The following is a 22,099-nucleotide window of genomic DNA, read 5'->3' on the forward strand; positions in this document are numbered from 1 at the left end:
CGGTGTTTAATACTTCAAAATTTTTCATTGCTATTTTTATTTGGTCGTTAATAACTAGGAAAATACTTTTTGGAAAATTTGGATTACTATGGGTCAAGGTTGATTATACAAGAATGTCTTCGTTGATCATTTTGTCTTGATATCCACCTTTAATGTTTTTTAAATCTTCAGTGTTTAATACTTCGAAATTTTTCATTGCTACAGTTTCTTTTTTAAGTTTTTTAGGAAACAATTACACCCCTTTATTCCGGTTTTTAGAAAAAGGTAACCCTGAGTTTGAAAGTTTTTTTAAAAAAAAGTGAAAAAAACTGTATATATTTAAATCCTTTTAAGAAAGATTGCGTACATAATGCATTGTTTCTAAGAAGATTAAGAAAAACCACTTGAGCGTGAAAAAAAATCTAAAAAAAATTCTGCTTTTCTCTCTTTTACTTGTTTTGCTGGCAGGCGAAAACAAGAATTTAGCATTTACATCAATATTTTCTGAAGATCAGAAAACTGAAAATTTATCTCCAGATTCTATTCTTGTTAAGCAGGTGAATAGAGCTATGGAGTTTTATAGATCTCGCGATTTCAATTATGCGGTACAATCCTTTGAAAATGCGATACAAACAATTGAAAATACTGTAGTTACTGATCAGAATATGATTTACCGCACCTATGTAAATTTTGGTGTGATTAAAAAAAGATTGGGGAAAATAACAGATGCACTTAAATATTTTAAACTTGCCGAGGATTTTACACTTAAAAATTATGGGATAGAATCAGCAAAATTGGTTCCTATTTATGTAAATACAGGTAATATTTATAATGAACTATTGGATTTATTTAAGGCTCAGACTTATTATGAGAAAGCATTGTCATTGATAGATAATAGTGATTCAAGATATCTTTCACAAATCAACAATAATCTTGGAAATATCCATTATAAGAGGAATGAATATGAAATAGCATTGGAATTTTTAAAAAAGTCTTTGTTAATAAAGCAAAAAAATGACGATAAAAATATTTCACCAACTCTTAATGGTATTGCTAATTGTTATAGAAGTTTAAAAGAATATGATTTTGCGGATTCTTATTATCAGCAGAGTATAGATAAATTAAAATCAAATGGAGATTCAGATCATTATTATTTAGGTGATTTATATTTGAATTATGGAATCTTCCAAAATGAAATAAAGAATCATCAGAATGTACTCAAATATTTAGAATTGGCTTATGGTATTTACCTAAGTAATTTTGGTCCTAAACATCCCGATGTGGCCAATTGCCTGATGAATATGGGTGAATTTTATGGGGAGCAAAAGCAAAATATTACTTCTCTAAACTATTACCAAAAAGCGATTATTTCTGAATTGGATAACTTTTCGGATAGTACAATTTATACTAATCCCGATTTAAATGAAATTGAACCGCAAATATCAATACTAAGTATTTTAAAAGGTAAGGCAAAGGGATTTTCAAATTTATACAGGGAAAATGGGAAAGTTAGTGAGCTTGATTTTAGCTTGGATACCTATGATTTATGTCTAAATATTATTGATAAGATAAGAATTGGTTACCAGGATGAACAAAGTAAGTTTGCTTTATCGCAGAACGAAAAAGATACCTATACCTTAGCCATTGAAATTGCAGTAAAATTATATGAACTTACCAAAGATATTAGCTATAAAGAAAAAGCTTTTAAATATGCAGAGCGATCGAAAGCAGCAAGTTTGATGTCTTCTTTGAATGATGTGAATGCCAAAAATGTAGGAGGAATCCCTGTTGAATTGCAGGAAGAGGAACAACAATTGAGAAAAGATATTGCAAGCTTTCGAGAAAAAATATATGAGGAACGTAAAAAGTTAAATTCTGATCGAAAAAAGATTTCGGAATGGCAAGGAAAATTGTTCGAATTGAATGAAAGTTATAATCAAATGGTACTTCGTTTCGAAGAAGATTATCCGAAGTACTATGATCTGAAATATAAGAATAATACTATTGAAATATCAGAGCTTCAGTCCAGACTATCTTCGGATGAAATACTAATTGAATATTCTATTTCAGACTCTTCACTTTTTACTTTTATTGTCACTTCTGATTCATTTGAAATAAAAAAACAAAAAATCAATTCAGATAGTTTAAGTTACCATATCGAGGAGGTTAGGAATGCTTTAAAAACGAATGATTTTGCAGAAAATAGTTCTGATTTTTATCAACGTTATACAAAGTCAGCTTTTAATTTATATCAAACTTTTATTGGTCCACATAGTAAAGTAATTCAAAATAAGAAACTTGTTATTATACCAGATGGCAAGATGGCTTATGTACCTTTTGGGGTTTTGATTAAGCAAGAAGCTAATCCTGATCGTATGAATTATAGGGATTTAGATTATCTAATTAAATCTAATACCATAACATATCAGAATTCTGCAACGATTGGTTTTTCTATAGAACCTGCTGGATTTAGTTTTACAACTAGTAAATCAGTATTGGCGTTTGCACCATCATACAATGGAATTGATGATTCAATTTTATACACCGAACGAGCATATAGAGACAAGTTGTATCCTTTGCCATATACCAAAGAAGAGGTTAATAATATTTCGAACGTAATGGAAGGTGATTTGTACTTGGATGATTTTGCAACCGAACAAAATTTTAAAGATCATGCAAGTGATTATGATGTTCTTCACCTGGCCATGCATACAATTATAGATGATGAGAATCCAATGTATTCGAAACTGGTTTTTACTCAAACAAGTGATACGGTTCAGGACGGATTATTGAATACGCATGAAATTTATAACATGAATTTTAATGCCAGAATGGTAGTCTTAAGTGCTTGTAATACAGGTGATGGTAAGCTTTTAAAGGGTGAGGGTGTTATGAGTTTGGCCAGAGGATTCTTTTATGCTGGATGTCCTAGTATTATTATGACCTTATGGACGGTTGAAGACCAAACCGGTTCTAATTTAATGACCAACTTTTATGGCTATCTTTCGCAAGGATTCGAGAAAGATGAAGCTCTTCGCCAGGCTAAGTTAAAATATCTGGAAACTGCCGATCCTCTCAAGTCACATCCTTATTTTTGGTCAGGATATGTTACCATGGGTGATGTTGAACCATTATATGATTTCGATATTATGAATAACTTGGTTTATATTGGATTTGGTGGGGTTGTCTTGTTGTTTTTAATCGTTTTTAGGAGAAGAATTAGAAGAAGAGTAGCATAAGTATTAAAAGATATAGATTGAAAGCCTGAAACATTGTTTTAGGCTTTTTTTGGTGTAACAACTAGGTTTAATCTTGCTAAAAACTATTCGTGATTTGTAATTTCACATCAAAGTGGATGGGTATTAAAATTGGTCTTCATTGATGAAGACACTTCTGTAATACATCAATTTTTGTGTGAGAATACAAGTAGTAATAATTTATAATACACATGGAGGCCATTAGTTTTTAGAGCGTTAAGTTTTTAAAGTCACTGTTTTTTTAATTATTCTATCATTAATTCTTGTATTCGATTTTAGAAAAAAGGAAAGCCGCTCAATCTAATTGAACGGCTTTGTATATGTGTTAATGAATGAGTGTAATCTATTCCAGCTTACTAAGAATTTCCTGTGCTTTTGCTTTATAAAAACTATTTCCTCGAGCAATTGTATTAAACTGCTTAATGGCTTTGTCTCTTTCATTAGTCATTAAGTAGCAAAATCCTAAATACCATTCCGATTGCTCTATAAACAAGTTGTTTTTGTGCTTTATTACTCTGGTAAAATTCTTATTTGCTTTATGATATTCATTAATTTCTAAATTAGAAATACCTGAATAAAAGTTACTCGTAATATTTGTACTATCCTTGTCTAATATTTGCTTAAAAAGGGTTAAAGCCGTGTGATAATCCCTGGCTTCGTAACTCTTTAATGCTGTTACAAGCATATTATCGATATTAGCATCAGCAGAACGAGAATTATTTACTATCGCATATGGCTTGTAGTAATTGCTGTAAACTTTTTCATTCGAATAGGAGCTCTTGTTGTTTACAAGGAACATTAAACTACCTAAACCAATAAATAATGCTAATGAAGCTGCAACAATATTCCATTTGGTTAAATACTTAAATTTGCGCTTCTCTTGTTCTTTAGGAGGTATTTCTATTGCCTCTAGCTTGCTTCTTAGGTCCATAATGTCGTTTTCCATTATAGCCTCGTCAACCTCTTGATGCAAATCCAGCTCCATCTGTAGGTCTGTATCATCAAGAAGGTCCTTCTCAAATTCCTTTAGTTGGTCGTCAGATAAACCACCATCCAGGAAATCCTCAATACGGTCAAAATTCATATCACTCATCATATACTTCTTTAAATTCATTATCACTTTTAATACTCTCTATCAGCGTTTGTTTACACTGATGTTTCCTTTTCTTTGCATACTTCTCACTCTTATAGCCCATTATATCGGCAATTTCTTTTAGTGAGATTTTGTCTAAAGCAAGTTGAAGAACTTTCTTACAATCCGGACCAAGTTTTTGGAAGTGTTTCTGGTATAGTCGATACCTCTCAGTTTGGTCATAAGTGTCAGAGGCTTCGTCTAGCCTATTATCCAGGACTCCTTCCGAATTGATTTCATTACTGTTCTTTTTCTTTTCAAGTTGCTTTAACCACAAAAGTCTGCAAATGGAATAGATGTATGTTTTAAAGTTACAACTAAGAACCAATGGTTCTTTTTTCATTTTACGATAGATTACAATAATAGCTTCTTGGAAAAGATCGCGTGCATCCTCCTCGTTCCCATTATTGTTCTCGATAAAATTGCGAATACTCGGAAAGAACTTTTTGTAGATGTAATTTAATACATCATTATTGCTCATACTTATTCCCTCAAGTATCGCTTCAGTAGTGTAATCCATATTTTCTATCCCTTTATTCCTTTTATGGCAAAAAGGTAACCCTCAAAAAGTGAAAAAAATTAAAAAAAATATCAACCTTACACGTAAGTGATTGAAAGTAAAATAGATAACAGATAAAAAAAATGATTTTTTTTCATTTTTTTTTTTATTTATTATCATAAGCCAAAGCAAGATACTATTTATATTCAAATTTGCTTACTGCAAAAGCTTATTTTTTATGATGAAATAATAAAAATGTGATGTAAGCGTTCAAAAAAATAAAGTGAATGTCTAATTAAACTAGAGGCTAGTAGAACAATTATGCTTTAAATTTTATATCAAAATTAGTATATCACAGTTGTAATTGGGAGATCAATTCTAATAATTTGGATTTTAGAAATGATTAAGTAATCTATCCAACTAAAATATAAATGCACAATTAAAAAAAAGGTATAAAACAAAAAAATCGGTTTTCATTCGAAAACCGATTTTTGTGGGCGATATAAGATTCGAACTTATGACCCCTTGGGTGTAAACCAAGTGCTCTGAACCAACTGAGCTAATCGCCCCTGTTATTGGGAAATTTTGCTTTTTTGTGGGCGATATAGGATTCGAACCTATGACCCCTTGGGTGTAAACCAAGTGCTCTGAACCAACTGAGCTAATCGCCCTTGCCCTTAAAAGCGATGCAAATATAAGGTGGAATATTTTTATCTGCAAGAATAATTTTCAAAAAAATGAAAAAAATATTTCTGAATGACCTTAAAATTCGAGGAAAGCTTTAATTTTATCACTCGTAAAAAATTGATACTATGGATAATAATTTAGAGAGAGACTGGAATAGTTTGTTATATAAAATTTCTGAAGAATTTAATGTTGATGCTGATTTAAATGGAACTTTGCTTTTAATTGGCATACAAGAACGAGGTTTAGGGTTTAAGGAAACTTATTCAAAAGAGGAAAAGTGGGATCACATCGATTTGGCAACATGTACACTACTGATGAAATGGAATTACTATTCTATTGAAGGATATGATGAAGACAATTGGCCTATATTTGTAAAGAACAAAATGGTTCCATCCTTTTCAAAAGACAAAGAAAATCAATTGTTAAAATCATCGATTGTAGAATATTTTAAAGACAATGGATATTTTAACGATTAAATAACAAACCTATACACATTAAAATGAAGAAACTACTTTACCTGGCCTTACTACTTGCAATGGTATCCTGCCAACAAAAATTAGAATTAGGAAAGAAAAACAGAATTGTTGAAATTGAAACTAAGTATGGTAACATCAAAATTAAGCTATATGACGAAACTCCATTACATCGTGATAACTTCGTAAAATTAGCCCATGCCGATTATTTTGATGGTACATTATTCCACAGAGTAATCGATGGTTTTATGATACAAGGTGGAGATCCTGATTCTAAAGCAGCCAAACCTGGTGTTAGGTTAGGTGAAGGTGGTCCGGGATATCAAATAGATGCAGAATTTAATCCTGCTTTATTTCACAAAAGGGGAGTAATTGCTGCAGCAAGAGAAGGTGATGCTGTTAATCCACAAAAGAAGTCATCAGGTTCGCAATTTTATTTGGCTCAAGGTAGAGTATATACTCACGGTGGTTTGGATACCTTGTTAATGAAATTGAATGATAGAGTGAAAAATCAAATTTTTGAAAAGGCTCAAAAAGATAAGGCTACTGAGATTATGAAATATCAATCGGAGGGTGACATGGATAAGGTTTCAGATTTGATTGATAAAATTCAAGTTGAAGTAGACTCTATATTTAGTACGCATCAAGTTAAGTTTTCACAGGCTCAGGTTGATGCTTATACAACAGTAGGCGGAATTCCTCACTTGGATGGGAATTATACTGTTTTTGGTGAAGTAATCGAAGGTATTGAGTTTATTGATAGTATTGCTAAAGTGAAAAGGGATCAATTTGATCGACCATTAGAGGACGTAGCTATGAAAATAAAAATCGTTCAATAAAAGAATAGAACGAATAGGAGGGCTCCGGAAATTATTTCGGAGCTTTTTTTGTGATGAATTTTAATGATATCTATCTTACACCACTGAAACTTATTTTATCATTAAGGTGAAATGCCGATATACATCTGAACATTATTTAAATGATAATCGGTATTAGTTCAGTTTTTTTAAAAGAATAGCAATGAGAAAATTAGCCATACTTCTGATTTTATTTATATTTCAATTTTCTGTTAAGAATACTTTCGCGCAAGGAACCAATTCAATTATTCTAATTGAGACCAATTTGGGTAATATGAAGGTAATACTCTACAAGGAAACCCCTAAGCATCGTCAGAATTTTTTACAATTGGTGGAAAACGATCATTTCGATGGTACACTTTTTTATAGAGTAATTAAAGGTTTTGTGGCTCAGGGGGGATCGCAAGACTCAAGAAATGCACCAGCAGGTAAAGCCATTGGATATGGAGATGCCAATAGAACCATACAATCAGAATTTAATGAAAAGTTTTTTCATAAGAAGGGAGCGCTTGCTTCTCCACGTCAGCCCGATAAGGTGAATATTTTTAAAGAATCGGATGTGTCGCAGTTTTATATTGCACATGGAAGGGTATTTACCAATGAAGAATTAGATGCCATGGAAAAGGAGGTTAATGTTCCTTTAAGGAAAAGGATTGTCAAGAGATATTTGACGCCGAAAAAACGAGAGATTTTGGATTCCTTAAAAAAGGCCAAAAAGGTAACGGAGTTTCGTGCGATCGCAAAAAAAATAAAAGAATCAATAGAGTTTGATTACACTGCATCAGCTGAAAAGTTGGAGTTCACGCCTGAACAAAGAAAAGCATATACTACAGTTGGTGGAGTACCACATTTAGACAATAATTATACAGTTTTTGGTGAGGTAATTAGCGGATTAGAGGTTTTGGATAAAATTGTAAAGCTGCAAACAGATTCCAACGATCGACCTTATACTGATGTAAAGATGAAAGTAAAAATCTTAAAGTATTAACCTGAGTTCGATTTTAAAATATCATACACAGAAAATCAGATTTATTAAAGTAAAGATTGGATGAAGATGATTTTTTCAAAGAATTTGCCTGCTTTTGGTATAAATTTCCTCAAATTATCTTGAAATATCCCGATATTCCTTCGAAAATTTGAGAAAATTTCTACTCAAAACCAGTGTAAACTGTGACAATATTTTAAATCGAACTCAGGTTATTAAATGCTTTTGGTATTTAGCCAATTGCTTTTGGCCAATGAGAAAAAAGTTTTTGTAACTTTGCCGACTGTTGCAATAAATAAAGAAGTTATATCATGCTTGACAAAATAAAAAACCTGCTTGATGAGTTGAATGGATTTTCAGCTACAACACTGGAAGAGGTAGAACAGTTCAGAATTAAACACCTTAGTAAAAAAGGTAGCATTGCTTCGTTGTTTGCCGATTTTAAAACTGTTCCAAACGAGGAGAAAAAAGCTGTTGGACAAGCTCTAAATGAGCTTAAAACAGTAGCTATGGATAAAGTAAATGCTTTAAAGGAAAGTTTTACCGGTGCTGAATTTGGCAAGTCTGGTTTGGATTTGACTTTGTCTGGCGATCCTGTAAAGTTAGGTTCTCGTCACCCACTTTCTTTAGTAAGAAATGAAATTACAGAAATTTTCGCTCGTTTAGGATTTACCATTTCTGAAGGTCCTGAGATTGAAGATGACTGGCACAACTTCTCGGCATTGAACTTCCCAGAGGAGCATCCGGCACGAGATATGCAGGATACTTTCTTTATCGAGAAAAATCCAGATGTAATTCTAAGAACTCATACATCATCGGTACAGGTTCATGATTTGCAAGAAATGGAATTGCCAATTCGTTGTTTAACTCCAGGTAGAGTATTCCGTAACGAAGCAATTTCGGCTCGTGCACACTGTATTTTCCACCAAATTGAGGCTTTGTATGTAGATGAGAAAGTTTCTTTTGCTGATTTGAAGCAAACACTTACTTATTTTGCAAAAGAATTCTTTGGTGAGAAAACTGAAATTAGATTGCGTCCATCCTATTTTCCATTTACTGAGCCATCAGCAGAGGTAGATGTTACTTGTTCGCTTTGTGGCGGAAAAGGATGTAATGTATGTAAAGGAACTGGTTGGCTTGAAATTTTAGGTTGCGGTATGGTTGATCCAAATGTATTGGAATTAAATGGTATCGATAGCAAGAAATATTCAGGTTTTGCATTGGGAATGGGAATTGAGCGTATTACCATGTTAAAATATGGTATTAAAGATCTTCGCTTGTTCTTCGAGAACGATATCCGTTTCCTTGAGCAATTTACTGCAGCAGGATTCTAAGAAAAGCACAATAGATTTAAAATATAAATGCCTTCCATTATGGGAGGCATTTTTTTTATGAAGAGACGCAGGGCCGTGCTTCTGTACATGTTTTATTCCTCGTGGTAAATAATCTCCGATGTAACAGGAATTACTTTTTTGTACAAAGCGCTAACACCACAATATTCTTCTTCTGATAGTTTTACAGCTCGCTCAATTTTGGCATGAGGAAAATCCTTACCAAAGAATTCATAAGTGATATGCATGTTTTTATAATAACTTGGTTGTTCTTCGGTTAATTCGCCCTCAACCGAAACTTTTATATCGCGAACTTCAACGCGCATTTTTTTAAGTATCATTGCAATATCGATACCAGTACAACCAGCAAGTGCTGTTAACATTAACTTTTTAGGACTTACACCTGAGCCATCGCCACCTACTTGTGTGCTGGCATCTGTTATTATTTCGTGTCCATCCATATCGGCTTTATAAGCAAGATGACCTTGCCAATTCATTTCTACTTTGTGTTTCATTGTTTATAAAGTTATAAGCAATAAGCGACAGGTTTCAAGGAATAAAACTGCACTTATTTAACTCGGTGTATTTGATATTTTCGTTTACTAAAATTAGTAAGAATTTAATTCATATAAGTCTTGAATGGACTATTGGAGAAGTAAAACTTAAATTACTATATTTAAACCTGATTCTAAAATTGGTGAAATTAGAATTAAGAAATGATTAAAACATCAGTAAAAACTGCTGTTTTGGTGTGTTTTTAAGATGTTTGAAAAAACTATTTTATAACAAGTTTATTCAGTAAGCGTTGAAATGAAGCAAAATATTAATCTTCCAAACTGCAATCAGTTGGCTGAGAAGTTCAGTGTTAAGTTTCCTGATCTGGGTGTTGACGATCAAAATCTTTTATTTTGGGATGAAGATGTACAATTCTTTAAACGTGGAAGTGTAATCTATAAAGAAGGAGATTTTGCCAAAGGTTGCTTTTTTCTTTTTTCAGGTATTTTAAAAGTATTTAAGACCGGAATTGAAGGAAAAGAACAAATTATACGATTTGCAAAAGAAGGCGATTTAATTGGATTTAGATCGGTATTAAGTCACGAACGATTTTGCACTTCCGCAAAGGTTATCGAAGATGCCGTTGTGTGTTTTATCCCATCAAATGTTCTTACCAAACTGATACAGGAGAACTCAAACTTTGCCTTACAGTTAATGAAAGTTACTTGTGCCGAGTTGGGAGAGGCAAATAGTTATATTACCGATATAGCTCAAAAAACCGTTCGAGAGCGTTTGGCAGAGGTTTTGGTACAATTAGAGGATACCTTTGGATTAAATGAAGAAGGTACCTTAAAAATATCGCTTACGCGCGAGGAATTGGCCAATATGGTTGGTACAGCTACCGAGTCGGTAATTCGATTGTTATCGGAGTTTAAATCGGATAAGCTGATAGAACTAAACGGTAGAAAGATAAAGATATTAAATAGCGAATCGTTGCGAAAAACCGGTGGTTTGATCTAGAAAATATTACATTGATGTATGGATCCCGTTCAATTTGTTGAGCGGGTTTTTTTGTTTATAAAAGTCTGGAAAGGTCAAAGAGTCACACAGTCTAACAGTCTAACAGTCTAACGGTCACACAGTAAAATGGTCTATTGTATAGGTTGGGTAATCTGTTATCCCTTCTTAGGAGTGTATTTAGTATTTCTCCCACATGCTTTTTACTGTTGTGCGAACCAGTAAAATAAAAACTATCGTGCTTATTGCGAATGCTATATAGCCATCGGTTTCGGGAATTCGAAATGATACAAATGTTGTTATTATTAGGCAAAGGATAGTTGAGAATACCAATAAATAATCTTTCATAAAATTAATTCTTCTGAATAGCCAGTTGTACCATTTAAATATCACAATGAGCGTAAGCGAAACTGTGAAATATTAAATTGAAATGCTGATATATAATTACTTAGCCATTTGGAGTTATACGAACAGAGGGTTTATTAAAATAATAAATCGGTATAAAAGTTAGGTGTTACACTTCTTAATAACAATATTTGAAATTAAGATTAACAAAGTTTAACATTTAATTTCGGTGTGATTCAATGAAATAAATTAACTTAATTCTCGTTTTTAAATATTATTATAATAAAACCACGCATTTTATAAATCCCAAATCCTAAAATGAAAACATTACTACTACCCATTTTTGTGTTATGCTGTTTCACCTTGTTATCATGTAATGCTAAAAAAACAAACACTAAAGTTAATACTAAATCATCCCCAGATACCCTAAGTTTATCTGTTACAATGGAGTCTGATGATGTATGCAATTTTAATTTTGTTGATGATTTTTATTTTGACCATCATATTCCTGTAGAGAGTGACTCTATTCTTCCTGGCGTTTGTAAAAAACACTATCCTTTAAAGTATAAGAAACAGATATTTGAATATTCGTGGATGCAGTTAAAACCTTTTAGAAGAGTTCAGCATTATTTTCTAATTGATAATCGAAATAACAATTTAGATTTCACATTTAAGAATGGTGTATTAAGCTGGTCTAAAAACAATAGATTAATTCTTTTGGATAATATTTATGAAAGCTATTTGCCGATAAAAAAGCAATTAAATTTAGGATCTTACTCAAGTAAGGAATCGTTGATTAATCAAATTGATAGTATATACACTTCATATAAGAGCAAGTATGCTGATGAACCATTAAAACAACAGGTAAATCAGCTTCATCATGTTAATTATCTGCAAAAAATAGATCCATATAATCCAATTGTGATTGATTTTATAGTGAATATGAAAGATGAACCTATTGCCTGTAAAATTACTGCAGATATTTTTATTGACTATATAAAGTATCATATCGAAAAAATCAATTATAAAAATTTGGAAAGCAGATACTCTCCGGTTTTTATTGACTTGTTTACCAAAGCCATGTATCATTATTTACGAGATGTTGAAAATAAAGGAGATAGCCAAAATATTAATGGATTAAACTGGTACAAACAAACCACCTACTATCAAAAGCACAAGGAAAAATTTGAACCGGAAATTACACCTATCGATGCTTCAGAATTTAAGAACAAGATCAAAAAAGTAAGTCTATTGGATGAAAATCAGAACATCCGAATGTTAGAAGACATTGTAAAAAATAATCCTGCCGACTTTTATCTGGTTGACTTTTGGGCTACCTGGTGTGGGCCTTGTAAATCTGGTATAAAAAAGATTAAAACACTGCCTGTTCCGAATAATGTTAAGGTTATCAACTTGAGTTTGGATAAGGTTCAAAACATTGAAAAATGGAAGCGATTTGTTAAGGAAAACGGTCAAAAATTAAGCTATCTAATCAACAAAAAAGATCTAAACAATAAAGACTTTATCAAATACATTCGTGTAAAATCCATACCTCGTTATTTAATCATCGATAAACATATGAACTTGGTTGATGAAGAATTTTACCGACCACACGAGTCTAAGTTTTTGACTGATTTGATGAAGATAAGTGCTGGTAATAATCAGATGGTTAACCAATAAATTGTGCTGCAATCTAATGAAACATTTAGTATTGATTTTATTGTGTTTGTTAGGCAATTACAGTTTGCAAAGCCAAGTTTATAACAAAAAAATCATCTATAAATACCAGGTTGAAAATTCCACGGCTAATGGAATACAGAAAAAGCAAATGATGTATTTGATCTGCAATGGTAAAGCTTGGGTTTTTGATTCCCAAAAACAATTTTCAATTGATTGGGTTGATGAAGGAAAGGATATATTCTCACCAAACAATAGTACAGGAGTTATTGATAACGTTAAAAGAATATGGCTACATCCACCCAGACATGACGTCTATTTTGTACATGAATTTACTCCTTTTCCAGAGGCAAGGCTTCCTCTAACAGTCGGTAAACAATGGACAACGGATTTTGGATATGTTTGGTCAAGTAAGGACCTAAATATACCAAATGGAGTTAAAGTGAAGCATCACTATAAGGTAGTATCGCAATTCGAGGAGTATTCTGATATTTTGCAACGCAAAATTAACTGTTTTAAGATTGAGGGATGGTTGAATCATCCTTTAAACCAATCGAAATGGATTGGTGTGTTCAATAAAGAGTTGGGATTTATAAGAATGGAGTTTTTCAATATCAACAAATCAATTACGAAAATGACCTTATCGGATTCTTTTGATTGGGATCAATGCAAGAAGAGGTTTGGCTTGTTTTCCTTGTGATTATAAATATATGATAGTATACTGTATATCTATTTAATTAACATCACAAATTAAATTTATTTGCATTTTTTAACATTTACTAGGGTTACTTTTTTATGATTTTAGGAATTAATAGGTGTACTAAAACCAATTTAACACCAAAGAATGAACATTACGGAAAATAAAGAAGTGAAGAAAAAAGTGATAAAATTAGCTGCTCATAAATCAACCGGTAGACCAAAAGAATTAGATGATATGCTGGGTTTTTGCGAACGGAATTTATACAGGATAATTGAGGCTATTAAAGATGAAGGAATAAATATTAGATATTCCCGTCCACTTAAATCATATATTATAGATTAAATATAAATAGTGAATATGGTTTAATTAAAAACGCTCACTGCCAAAAATGGCAGTGAGCGTTTTTAATTTAGTCAACTTATAATAATAATGCGCATTAAAAAGTCGTTCCGGAACAAATTAATCGATATCCGTTCTCATCCCGGAAACGACTTTGGTAGCTGTGCTACTCTGATCAAAGGCAAAGCTAGCTAAATGAGAAGAGCTGTACAAGTTTGGCTTATGCAGGGAAGGATTTCTGATAAAATTTTATAAAAATGAAAAAATTTGAAAAGTTTAAATTATCCAAAGAGGAAATTTCAGATGTATTAGGAGGAATTAGTTATTGTGATTTTATAGGTGTTGTTAATTACCTAGGTGATGGAAATAGAAATCAAATAGATCAATCTGTGATTTTGATGCAAAAATTTAATAGAGGAGAAATGCAGTTATCTGATTGGGATTATAATGGTAACCCACCTGCATGTTAAATAATATTAGGAGTAGTTTAACTACTCCTAAATTTTCTCTATTAATACAATTATATAATAATTTATGAAAAAAATACTAACTATAACTTTAATAATAATTTTTAAAGTTGGATATTCTCAATTATCAGATAATGAACTCAATAAGATTTCATTAGAAAATATTAAAAATACAATCGATACATTGACTAGTCCTAGTTTTGAAGGGAGAGGTATTACTGCAATTGATAATTTAGTTAAGTATTTTTCAAATTATTATTTGGAGTTAGGACTTCAACCAATTGCAGATAATAATTTCAATCAAGATTTTAATTTTTTTAGTTATTTAAACTATTCTAATAATTCTTACCTGAAAATAGGCAATGAAAAAATGACAATTGGAAAAGACTTTATTCATAGTCTCTCCGATTTTAAATTTCATTATAATTATACTCGGGAGCCTATTCAATCAAAATTATTTTTTGTAGGTAATTCCAACCAGACTAATGATTCTATATTAAATATTCATCAGATAAAAGGTAAAGTATTAGTTGTTTTTGATCAAAGTAGAAGTTTGGTGGAAATAGCCTATAGAAATGGAGCTACTGGTATTATTATTATAGAGCCTACTAAAAAATGGTTTAATAAAACGAAGCAAAACCTTGAGATTCTTGGTACTGCAGGAGGTGTTTTGTCTTATCTGCAAAAAGACCCGTTAAAAAGAACGTTTACAAGAATTCACGTAACTACCGAAACAGGTGCTAAAATTTTAGGCGTAACTAAATCAAAATTAAAGCAATACAGAAAGAAGTACACAGGTATTGAAGATTCAAGTATGTATAAATTAGAAAGTCAAATAGAGCTTAATATACATAGAAAAAAGAAAGTATATGAATCGGCTAATTTAATAGGTTTTATTCCAGGATATGAAAAAAATGGTGAGCATATTATCTTATCAGCTCATTATGATCATTTGGGAAAAAATGAAAGGGGATATTTTCCTGGGGCCAATGATAATGCGTCAGGTATTGCATCTTTATTGGAGATTTCAAGAATATTAAGCGAAAACTATAAAGCAGGAATTGTTCCTAAGAGGAGCATTTTATTTATTGCCTTTGGTATGGAGGAAGCACGATTAATGGGATCGAAATACTATACTGAAAATCCGATTTTACCGCTTTCAAAATTGAAAGCAAATATAAATTTGGATATGATTGGAAGGCAAGATAAATATCACTTGAAGGAAAGTAATTACATATATGCTTTAGGTCCGGATTCCATAAGTTCTGGTCTTAATACTTTAATGGATAGTATTAATAATGTATATCAATTTGTAAAATTGGAGCACCTAGATAATTTTCCTAATGCAAAGAAATTCTTTAGTAAATCTTCTGATCAAGCAAGTTTTTTAAATAAGGGTATACCTGCAATTCTTATAACTAATGGTATGCAGAGTGATTTACATCGTTTTACTGATACAAAAGAAAAAATATATTACCCAGCAGTTAAAAATATTTAAAAATTAGTTTTAAAAACGGTTTGGGAATTAGCTAACTAGTTTAGGAGAATATAAAAATTTACAGATGAATAATCTTAATGATATAATATATATTGCACTTCGATATTATAAAGTAAAAATTACTTTTAATACTCTGGATAATTTATTGAAATCAAACTATAAATTTCCTTCATTAATTGCTCTATCAGAGACATTCGAAGAGATTGGTGTTCAATCTGAAATTTATAAGCTACCATCAAGTGAATTCGAACATTTGGATCAACCATTTATTGCTCAGCTAAGTGAATCAAAATCTGAGTTTGTATTCGTGAATAAAATAGATGATATTTATTTTTATTATCAAGATCAGAATAAAATATCAAAAAAAATAAAAAAGAAAGATGTTGTAAATGAATTTTCAGGACTTATAATTTTAATAGAATCTGTTATTAATGCAAAATTAAAATTTAAAAAAGAGTTTAATCGTGAGAATATATTTAAATATAGTGGAGTAACCTTTTTTGCTTGCATTTTTTTTTACATACTTTTTTTAAACCAAATTAAGTTTGATACATTGAATTATTTGACTTTCTCTATAATAGGTTTAAATATTATTGGATTTATCGTTTCAATCATTTTGGCTTCAGATAGTTATCGAGATGATAAAACTGTTTTTGGGGAGTTTTGTTATGTTAGTAAAAGAGTAAATTGCAAATCTGTAATTACATCTAAATATTCGTCTATAGATGGATTTTTAAGTATAGCGGATTTCTCAATGATTTATTTTTTATCTCATTTAATTTTTCAAATTCTTTACCCATCATATTTAAACGTTCTAGCCTTCTATAGTTTATTAACATTAAGTGTAATTCCAATATCATTATATTATCAGTTATTCAAAATTAAAAGTTTATGCATACTATGCTGTTCAGTATTGATTATTTTGATTGCAGAGTATATTTTGTGTAGAGATTTATTAGTTTTTGAGTTCGATAGGGTTATTTTTTTTGTATGGTTTCTTGTTATTATTTTGCTAGGTATAGTAATCACCTATTTTACCAAAACGATTAATTTATTACTGTTAGAAAATAAGATAATTAAACTTCAAAATATGAAGTTTAAGCGGAATCCAATTGTTTTAAAGAGTTTAATTTCTGGAGCAGATGATTTACATCATATTGAAGATATATTTAGATTTACAATAAAAAGAGGAGATGGAGCAGATAATATACTAGTAATTTTAAGCTTAAGTTGTGATAGTTGTTATGAGGAATTTAAGAATATCATACAAATATCTAAAAGCAAAAAGAATATCAATATTAGTATAGTATTTACTATTAATGAATTGGAACCTTTAGGTGTTTTAAATTCATTATACTACATAAACGAAAATAAAAGTCTTTATAAATTAATTGATGCTATCATTAGATGGTATGAAACTAAAAATTATAAAACCTGGTTGAGAAACCATCCGGTTCCATTAGATTATAATAAAATACATAATTTATGCACAGATAAATTTAATATTATACAGCAATTACAGGTAGAGAGATTGCCAAAAGTATATTATAATAATAAATTATTACCAGTAGATTACAATGTAAGAGACTTAGAATATTTTATCGAATAATGAAATTAAAAAATCTAGATGCTTATATTAAAGCATTCCTTTTTTGTAGAGCATTAAAGTTAATGTTCAAGTTTTTTGTTATCATTTTTACAAAATTATTTAATTTTGGTATGGTTATAATCTAATTCCTACTACCTTGAAAAAACGATTTCCACACTTTCGACAGTTGGATGCCATGGATTGTGGCCCAACCTGTTTGCGCATGATTGCCAAGCATTATGGCAAGAATTACACTTTACAATCATTACGCGATAAATCGCACATTACCCGCGAAGGTGTTTCGATGCTTGGTATTGCCGATGCTGCCGAAAGTATTGGAATGCGTAGTATGGGCGTTCGTATTTCTTTCGATCAGTTGGCGAAGGAGGCTCCACTTCCTGCAGTTTGCCACTGGGGACAAAACCACTTTGTGGTGGTGCACAAGGTAGAGGAGAAGCGCAATAAAACCATTGTTCATGTTGCCGATCCAGGATCAGGTTTGCTAAAATTTACCAAGGAGGAGTTCATTAAACAATGGGCAAGTACTCAAAGCCAGGGAGAGCTGAAAGGTTTGTGCTTGTTGTTGGAACCAACACCTGATTTTTACAGCAAAAATGGGGAAGAAGTTTCTCAGAAGAAAAGCATAGGTTTTCTGCTAAAATACCTAAAACCTTATCGCAAATTCATGATTCAGCTGGTATTGGGGATGCTGTTTGGCTCTTTACTACAGCTGATTTTTCCATTTCTTACCCAATCCATTGTCGATATTGGGATCAACACCCAAAACCTGAGTTTTATTTACCTGGTATTGATTGCTCAGTTGGTATTGTTCATTTCCAGAATGTCGGTAGAGTTTATCCGCTCCTGGATTTTACTGCACATTTCAACTCGAATAAATATTTCTTTGATATCCGATTTCCTAATCAAGTTGATGAAGTTGCCTATAGGCTTTTTCGATATTAAAATGATTGGGGATTTGTTGCAAAGGATTCAAGATCATACCCGTATAGAAAACTTCCTAACGTCATCAACATTAAACGTGTTGTTCTCCATGGTCAACCTGGTAATTTTTGGTATTGTATTGGCAATTTACGATATGCAAATATTCCTGGTTTTCATGTTAGGATCTGCATTATATATACTTTGGGTGAATTTATTTTTGCGAAAACGAAGGGAATTGGATGGAAAACGATTTGCTCAAATGTCGAGCAATCAGAACTCATTGGTGCAGTTGATCACCGGAATGCAGGAGATTAAACTGAACAACTGCGAAAAACAAAAACGATGGGAGTGGGAGCAAATTCAGGCAGAATTGTTCCAGGTTCGAACCAAAGGATTGGCTTTAAATCAGTATCAAATTTCCGGTTCGGTATTCTTTAACGAAACCAAGAATATCATTATCACTTTCCTGGCAGCAAAAGCGGTTTTAGACGGAGGAATGACACTGGGTATGATGTTGGCGGTTCAATACATCATTGGTCAGTTGAACTCTCCGCTTGATAATTTAGTTCAGGTAATTCACTCATGGCAGGATGCAAAAATCTCTTTGGAGCGTTTGGGTGAAATTCACGAAATGAAGGAAGAGGAGGATGTAAAAGATCAGAAACTTACAGAAATCCCTGATGAGAAAACCATTGACATTGAAAATGTTTGTTTCCAGTACGAAGGACCGCATTCAGAAATGGTTTTGAATGATGTAAACCTAAAAGTAGAAGAAGGAAAAACTACTGCAATTGTAGGAGCATCGGGTAGTGGAAAAACGACATTAATTAAGCTCATGTTGGGATTTTATCCAACTACGAAAGGAAGAATTTCGCTTGGTGGAACAACAATAGAAAATTATAGCTCGGCAATGTGGCGTCAAAACTGTGGGGTAGTAATGCAGGATGGCTTCATTTTCTCGGATACCATTGCCAAGAACATTGCCGTTGGGGTTGAGCATATCGATAAAAAGAGATTGTTGTATGCGGTTCAGGTAGCTTGTATCGACCAGTTTATTGAAAATTTACCTTTGCGATACAATACCAATATTGGAGCCAATGGTCATGGATTAAGCCAGGGACAAAAGCAAAGAATATTGATTGCGAGAGCGGTGTATAAAAATCCTGAATTCTTGTTCTTCGATGAAGCAACCAATGCCTTGGATGCTAACAATGAATTGGCAATTATGGAAAATCTTGATGAATTTAACAAAGGCAGAACCGTTGTGGTTGTAGCGCATAGATTAAGTACCGTAAGAAATGCAGATAAAATTATAGTACTTGAGAAAGGTGAAATTGTTGAGCAAGGTACACACCAAGAACTAACAAGCTTGGAGGGTAAGTATTATCAGTTGGTTAAAAATCAGCTTGAACTGGGTAACTGATAAATCTCAAACTCCTAAATTGGCTTTAATTGGAGCTGCAAGTTTTGATCCCCTTTCGGGGATTTAGGGGTAAGAAAACTAATTTGATTCATAATAATTTGCGTCAATAAAAATGTCTAAAATGGAAAAGGATCCCAATATAGAATTAAGATCAGACGAAGTAAAAGAGATACTTGGAAGAGTTCCAAACTGGATTATTAGAAGTGGTACAACTTTGTTTTTTGTTGTGATTGCTGCCGTTGTTATTGGTAGTTATTTTTTCCGATATCCGGATATTATTGATTCAAGATTGGTATTAACTACACTAAATCCTCCTGCTGAATTGGTAGCTCGATCAAGCGGAAAAATACAGGAATTGTATGTGAAAGATAATGAAGCTGTAAAAGAGGGAAGCCTGTTGGCCATTATTGAGAACCCTGCATTTAATGAGGATATTTTTGAGCTAAAGGAAAAACTGGAAACTTTTCAAGGTCACCTAACGGGAGCCGAAAATGTGAATGCTGAAATTGTAGAGGGTACATTCAGGCTTGGTGAGGTACAAACCTATTACAATACCTTTTTAAAATCGTGCGTTGATTATCAACGGTTTTTTGAATTAGAGTACTATGACAGGAAAATTGACTCTTACAAGAAGCAGATAAGCAAATACAATATGTATTACGATCGGCAATATCAGCAAAAGAAAATATTGGAGAGTGAATTGGCAATATCTAAAAAACAATACGAGAGGGATTCTTCATTATTTCAAAGAGGCGTAATTGCACAACAAAACTTCCAGAATTCAAAGAAAAAGTTCCTTGAGAGTTCGTATTCTTTTCATGGAGCAAGATCTGCATTAGCTTCTACTCAAATCAATATATCTAACGTTGAGCAGCAGATTATCGACCTTGAATTGAAGAAGGAGAGAGAGAGAGAGGATCTTCAGAATTTAATGATTCACTCTTTTGATCAATTAAAAGCTCAAATTGATATTTGGGAGCAAAAATATCTCATTAAAACTCCAATTGATGGTAAGGTAACCTTTAATAAGTTTTACAGTTCGAATCAGAATGTTAAAACAGGTGATAGAGTATTTACCGTACTTCCTAATGATTCAACAAAAATTGTTGCTAGAGTTGAATTAGGCATGCGAGATGCAGGTAAAGTAAAAGTTGGGCAAAGAGTGAATATAAAACTCGATAATTATCCTTATCTTGAATATGGGATGCTGGAAGGGACGATACAATCTATCTCAAAGGTGCCGGAAAATCAAAAATATACTCTCGATGTTAACTTGTCAAATGGTTTGGTTACGAATATCGGAACCGAATTACAGTTTGCTCAGGATAGTGAGGGTAAAGCGGAGATTATCACAGAAAATCTTCGATTACTACAACGAATTTTTAATCCAATACGAGCATTGTTAAAAGAACGTTTGTAAGTTCCTGTCCCGTAAATTAGAATTGGTGATATGAAAGAACTTGCAGTTGGAATTGATATTGGTGGTACACATACTGTTTATGGCTTGGTAGACAAGTTAGGCAATTGTCTGGCCCAGAATAGGATGTATACCAGGGATTTCGATACATTTTCCGACTTTGTTTCTACTCTTTCAAGAAGAATTAAGTCTCTGGAAATACCAAATCAAACAAATTTTAAAGTAATTGGAATTGGTGTAGGTGCGCCTAATGCTGACTATAAGAAACAAACAATCGAAAATGCATCAAACCTTTCGTGGGAAGGGATTTTGCCACTAGGTAATTTACTTCGTGAGAATTTCGGTTTGCCGGTGAAAGTTACTAATGATGCAAATGCATCGGCTATGGCTGAGATGATTTATGGTGGTGCAGTGGGTATGAAAAACTTTATGGTTTTGACCCTTGGGACTGGTTTGGGTAGTGGAATTGTTGTTAATAGCGAGATTGTATATGGTCATTCGGGTTTTGCTGGCGAATTGGGGCACATTATAGCTTGTCCAGAAGGCAGGCAGTGCGGATGTGGAAGATATGGTTGTTTGGAAACGTATGTTTCCGCTACAGGTATCAAAAGAACTGTAAGTAAGTTACTAGCCAAGTATTCTTTTAAAAGCGAGTTAAGAGGAATTCCTTTTAATCGTATGAGTGCAAAAAAACTTGCCGACGCAGCTTATAGAGGTGATGAAATTGCATTGGAATCATTTGAATATACCGGAAAAATACTTGGAATAGCATTGGCTAATGTTGTGGCAATTAATAATCCTGAGGCAATTTTTTTAGCTGGAGGATTATCAAAAGCCGGAGAATTGTTATTAAAGCCTACTCAACATCATATGGAAGAAAACTTACTATCCGTTTATAAAGGAAAAACCATTCTGAAAATAACTTCGGTTAATGGAAATTCTGGGATTTTAGGTTCAGCTGCTTTGATATGGAATCTTGTTTAATTATTTG

At 32.3% G+C, this 22,099-nt stretch carries 19 protein-coding genes and 2 tRNA genes; 15 read left to right on the forward strand and 6 right to left on the reverse strand.

What is annotated here, in order from left to right; genetic code table 11:
* Nucleotides 1-103: 103 nt before the first annotated feature.
* The gene (locus NQ163_RS09435) at nt 104-196 is read right to left on the reverse strand and encodes a bacteriocin class II family protein (RefSeq protein WP_268190097.1); all 93 of its coding nucleotides are present in this window, start codon (nt 194-196) and stop codon (nt 104-106) included.
* 193 nt (nt 197-389) lie between these two features.
* Between NQ163_RS09435 and NQ163_RS09440 the strand changes: the two genes are divergently transcribed.
* Nucleotides 390-3,218 (forward strand): CHAT domain-containing protein, encoded by a 2,829-nt coding sequence (locus NQ163_RS09440; protein ID WP_268190098.1) that lies wholly within the window; start codon nt 390-392, stop codon nt 3,216-3,218.
* Nucleotides 3,219-3,579: 361 nt separating this feature from the next.
* Here NQ163_RS09440 and NQ163_RS09445 read toward each other — a convergent pair whose 3' ends face one another.
* The 4 genes from NQ163_RS09445 to NQ163_RS09460 all read right to left on the reverse strand — a co-directional run bounded on the left by NQ163_RS09445 (nt 3,580) and on the right by NQ163_RS09460 (nt 5,538).
* Nucleotides 3,580-4,350: a hypothetical protein gene (locus NQ163_RS09445; RefSeq protein WP_268190099.1), complete on the reverse strand. Its 771-nt coding sequence runs from the start codon at nt 4,348-4,350 to the stop codon at nt 3,580-3,582.
* The gene (locus tag NQ163_RS09450) at nt 4,322-4,888 is read right to left on the reverse strand and encodes an RNA polymerase sigma factor (RefSeq protein ID WP_268190100.1); all 567 of its coding nucleotides are present in this window, start codon (nt 4,886-4,888) and stop codon (nt 4,322-4,324) included. Before NQ163_RS09450 ends, NQ163_RS09445 begins: the two co-directional genes overlap by 29 nt.
* A 473-nt stretch (nt 4,889-5,361) precedes the next feature.
* A tRNA-Val gene (locus tag NQ163_RS09455) sits at nt 5,362-5,436 on the reverse strand.
* A gap of 27 nt (nt 5,437-5,463) precedes the next feature.
* A tRNA-Val gene (locus tag NQ163_RS09460) sits at nt 5,464-5,538 on the reverse strand.
* A gap of 141 nt (nt 5,539-5,679) precedes the next feature.
* On the opposite strand from NQ163_RS09460, the gene NQ163_RS09465 reads away from it, so the two are divergent.
* The 4 genes from NQ163_RS09465 (at nt 5,680) to pheS (ending at nt 9,203) form a co-directional block, all read left to right on the forward strand.
* Nucleotides 5,680-6,030, forward strand: coding sequence for a hypothetical protein (locus NQ163_RS09465; protein ID WP_268190101.1), 351 nt, complete (start codon nt 5,680-5,682; stop codon nt 6,028-6,030).
* A 23-nt stretch (nt 6,031-6,053) separates the two neighbouring features.
* A complete protein-coding gene (locus tag NQ163_RS09470; protein ID WP_268190102.1) occupies nt 6,054-6,866 on the forward strand; it encodes a peptidylprolyl isomerase in 813 nt (270 codons plus the stop codon).
* Between the two features lie 181 nt (nt 6,867-7,047).
* Entirely contained in the window at nt 7,048-7,872 is an 825-nt protein-coding gene (locus NQ163_RS09475; protein ID WP_268190103.1) for a peptidylprolyl isomerase, read from the forward strand.
* A gap of 308 nt (nt 7,873-8,180) precedes the next feature.
* Nucleotides 8,181-9,203, forward strand: a complete 1,023-nt coding sequence (pheS, locus tag NQ163_RS09480; RefSeq protein WP_054714956.1) for a phenylalanine--tRNA ligase subunit alpha — start codon at nt 8,181-8,183, stop codon at nt 9,201-9,203.
* A 92-nt stretch (nt 9,204-9,295) separates the two neighbouring features.
* Here the strand turns inward: pheS and NQ163_RS09485 are convergent, their stop codons facing one another.
* Complete coding sequence (locus NQ163_RS09485; protein ID WP_268190104.1) at nt 9,296-9,715, reverse strand: OsmC family protein; 420 nt, start codon at nt 9,713-9,715, stop codon at nt 9,296-9,298.
* A gap of 295 nt (nt 9,716-10,010) precedes the next feature.
* Here NQ163_RS09485 and NQ163_RS09490 point away from each other — a divergent pair, with 295 nt between their 5' ends.
* The 10 genes from NQ163_RS09490 (at nt 10,011) to NQ163_RS09535 (ending at nt 22,092) form a co-directional block, all read left to right on the forward strand.
* Nucleotides 10,011-10,715, forward strand: coding sequence for a Crp/Fnr family transcriptional regulator (locus NQ163_RS09490; protein WP_268190105.1), 705 nt, complete (start codon nt 10,011-10,013; stop codon nt 10,713-10,715).
* Between the two features lie 660 nt (nt 10,716-11,375).
* Entirely contained in the window at nt 11,376-12,737 is a 1,362-nt protein-coding gene (locus tag NQ163_RS09495) for a TlpA family protein disulfide reductase (RefSeq protein WP_268190106.1), read from the forward strand.
* A 16-nt stretch (nt 12,738-12,753) separates the two neighbouring features.
* Complete coding sequence (locus NQ163_RS09500) at nt 12,754-13,434, forward strand: hypothetical protein (protein ID WP_268190107.1); 681 nt, start codon at nt 12,754-12,756, stop codon at nt 13,432-13,434.
* Between the two features lie 144 nt (nt 13,435-13,578).
* On the forward strand, nt 13,579-13,776 hold the full coding sequence (locus tag NQ163_RS09505; protein WP_268190108.1) for a hypothetical protein: 198 nt from the start codon (nt 13,579-13,581) through the stop codon (nt 13,774-13,776).
* A 254-nt stretch (nt 13,777-14,030) separates the two neighbouring features.
* Entirely contained in the window at nt 14,031-14,243 is a 213-nt protein-coding gene (locus tag NQ163_RS09510) for a hypothetical protein (protein ID WP_268190109.1), read from the forward strand.
* Nucleotides 14,244-14,307: 64 nt separating this feature from the next.
* The gene (locus tag NQ163_RS09515) at nt 14,308-15,738 is read left to right on the forward strand and encodes a M28 family metallopeptidase (RefSeq protein WP_268190110.1); all 1,431 of its coding nucleotides are present in this window, start codon (nt 14,308-14,310) and stop codon (nt 15,736-15,738) included.
* Nucleotides 15,739-15,802: 64 nt separating this feature from the next.
* On the forward strand, nt 15,803-17,347 hold the full coding sequence (locus NQ163_RS09520) for a vitamin K epoxide reductase family protein (RefSeq protein WP_268190111.1): 1,545 nt from the start codon (nt 15,803-15,805) through the stop codon (nt 17,345-17,347).
* A 136-nt stretch (nt 17,348-17,483) separates the two neighbouring features.
* Nucleotides 17,484-19,691, forward strand: a complete 2,208-nt coding sequence (locus tag NQ163_RS09525; protein WP_268190112.1) for a peptidase domain-containing ABC transporter — start codon at nt 17,484-17,486, stop codon at nt 19,689-19,691.
* Between the two features lie 121 nt (nt 19,692-19,812).
* Nucleotides 19,813-21,111: an HlyD family secretion protein gene (locus NQ163_RS09530; protein WP_268190113.1), complete on the forward strand. Its 1,299-nt coding sequence runs from the start codon at nt 19,813-19,815 to the stop codon at nt 21,109-21,111.
* 30 nt (nt 21,112-21,141) lie between these two features.
* A complete protein-coding gene (locus NQ163_RS09535; RefSeq protein WP_268190114.1) occupies nt 21,142-22,092 on the forward strand; it encodes an ROK family protein in 951 nt (316 codons plus the stop codon).
* Nucleotides 22,093-22,099: the final 7 nt, after the last annotated feature.

Origin of the sequence: Marinifilum sp. D737, assembly GCF_026672275.1 — a bacterium.
In the GTDB taxonomy this organism is placed as follows: Bacteria; Bacteroidota; Bacteroidia; order Bacteroidales; family Marinifilaceae; genus Marinifilum.

Coding starts and splice junctions, on each gene's coding strand:
- NQ163_RS09435 (WP_268190097.1), bottom strand. CDS start 196: ATGAAAAATTTCGAAGTATTAAACACTGAAGATTTAAAAAACATTAAA.
- NQ163_RS09445 (WP_268190099.1), bottom strand. CDS start 4,350: ATGAATTTAAAGAAGTATATGATGAGTGATATGAATTTTGACCGTATT.
- NQ163_RS09450 (WP_268190100.1), bottom strand. CDS start 4,888: ATGGATTACACTACTGAAGCGATACTTGAGGGAATAAGTATGAGCAAT.
- NQ163_RS09465 (WP_268190101.1), top strand. CDS start 5,680: ATGGATAATAATTTAGAGAGAGACTGGAATAGTTTGTTATATAAAATT.
- NQ163_RS09470 (WP_268190102.1), top strand. CDS start 6,054: ATGAAGAAACTACTTTACCTGGCCTTACTACTTGCAATGGTATCCTGC.
- NQ163_RS09475 (WP_268190103.1), top strand. CDS start 7,048: ATGAGAAAATTAGCCATACTTCTGATTTTATTTATATTTCAATTTTCT.
- pheS (WP_054714956.1), top strand. CDS start 8,181: ATGCTTGACAAAATAAAAAACCTGCTTGATGAGTTGAATGGATTTTCA.
- NQ163_RS09485 (WP_268190104.1), bottom strand. CDS start 9,715: ATGAAACACAAAGTAGAAATGAATTGGCAAGGTCATCTTGCTTATAAA.
- NQ163_RS09490 (WP_268190105.1), top strand. CDS start 10,011: ATGAAGCAAAATATTAATCTTCCAAACTGCAATCAGTTGGCTGAGAAG.
- NQ163_RS09495 (WP_268190106.1), top strand. CDS start 11,376: ATGAAAACATTACTACTACCCATTTTTGTGTTATGCTGTTTCACCTTG.
- NQ163_RS09500 (WP_268190107.1), top strand. CDS start 12,754: ATGAAACATTTAGTATTGATTTTATTGTGTTTGTTAGGCAATTACAGT.
- NQ163_RS09505 (WP_268190108.1), top strand. CDS start 13,579: ATGAACATTACGGAAAATAAAGAAGTGAAGAAAAAAGTGATAAAATTA.
- NQ163_RS09510 (WP_268190109.1), top strand. CDS start 14,031: ATGAAAAAATTTGAAAAGTTTAAATTATCCAAAGAGGAAATTTCAGAT.
- NQ163_RS09515 (WP_268190110.1), top strand. CDS start 14,308: ATGAAAAAAATACTAACTATAACTTTAATAATAATTTTTAAAGTTGGA.
- NQ163_RS09520 (WP_268190111.1), top strand. CDS start 15,803: ATGAATAATCTTAATGATATAATATATATTGCACTTCGATATTATAAA.
- NQ163_RS09530 (WP_268190113.1), top strand. CDS start 19,813: ATGGAAAAGGATCCCAATATAGAATTAAGATCAGACGAAGTAAAAGAG.
- NQ163_RS09535 (WP_268190114.1), top strand. CDS start 21,142: ATGAAAGAACTTGCAGTTGGAATTGATATTGGTGGTACACATACTGTT.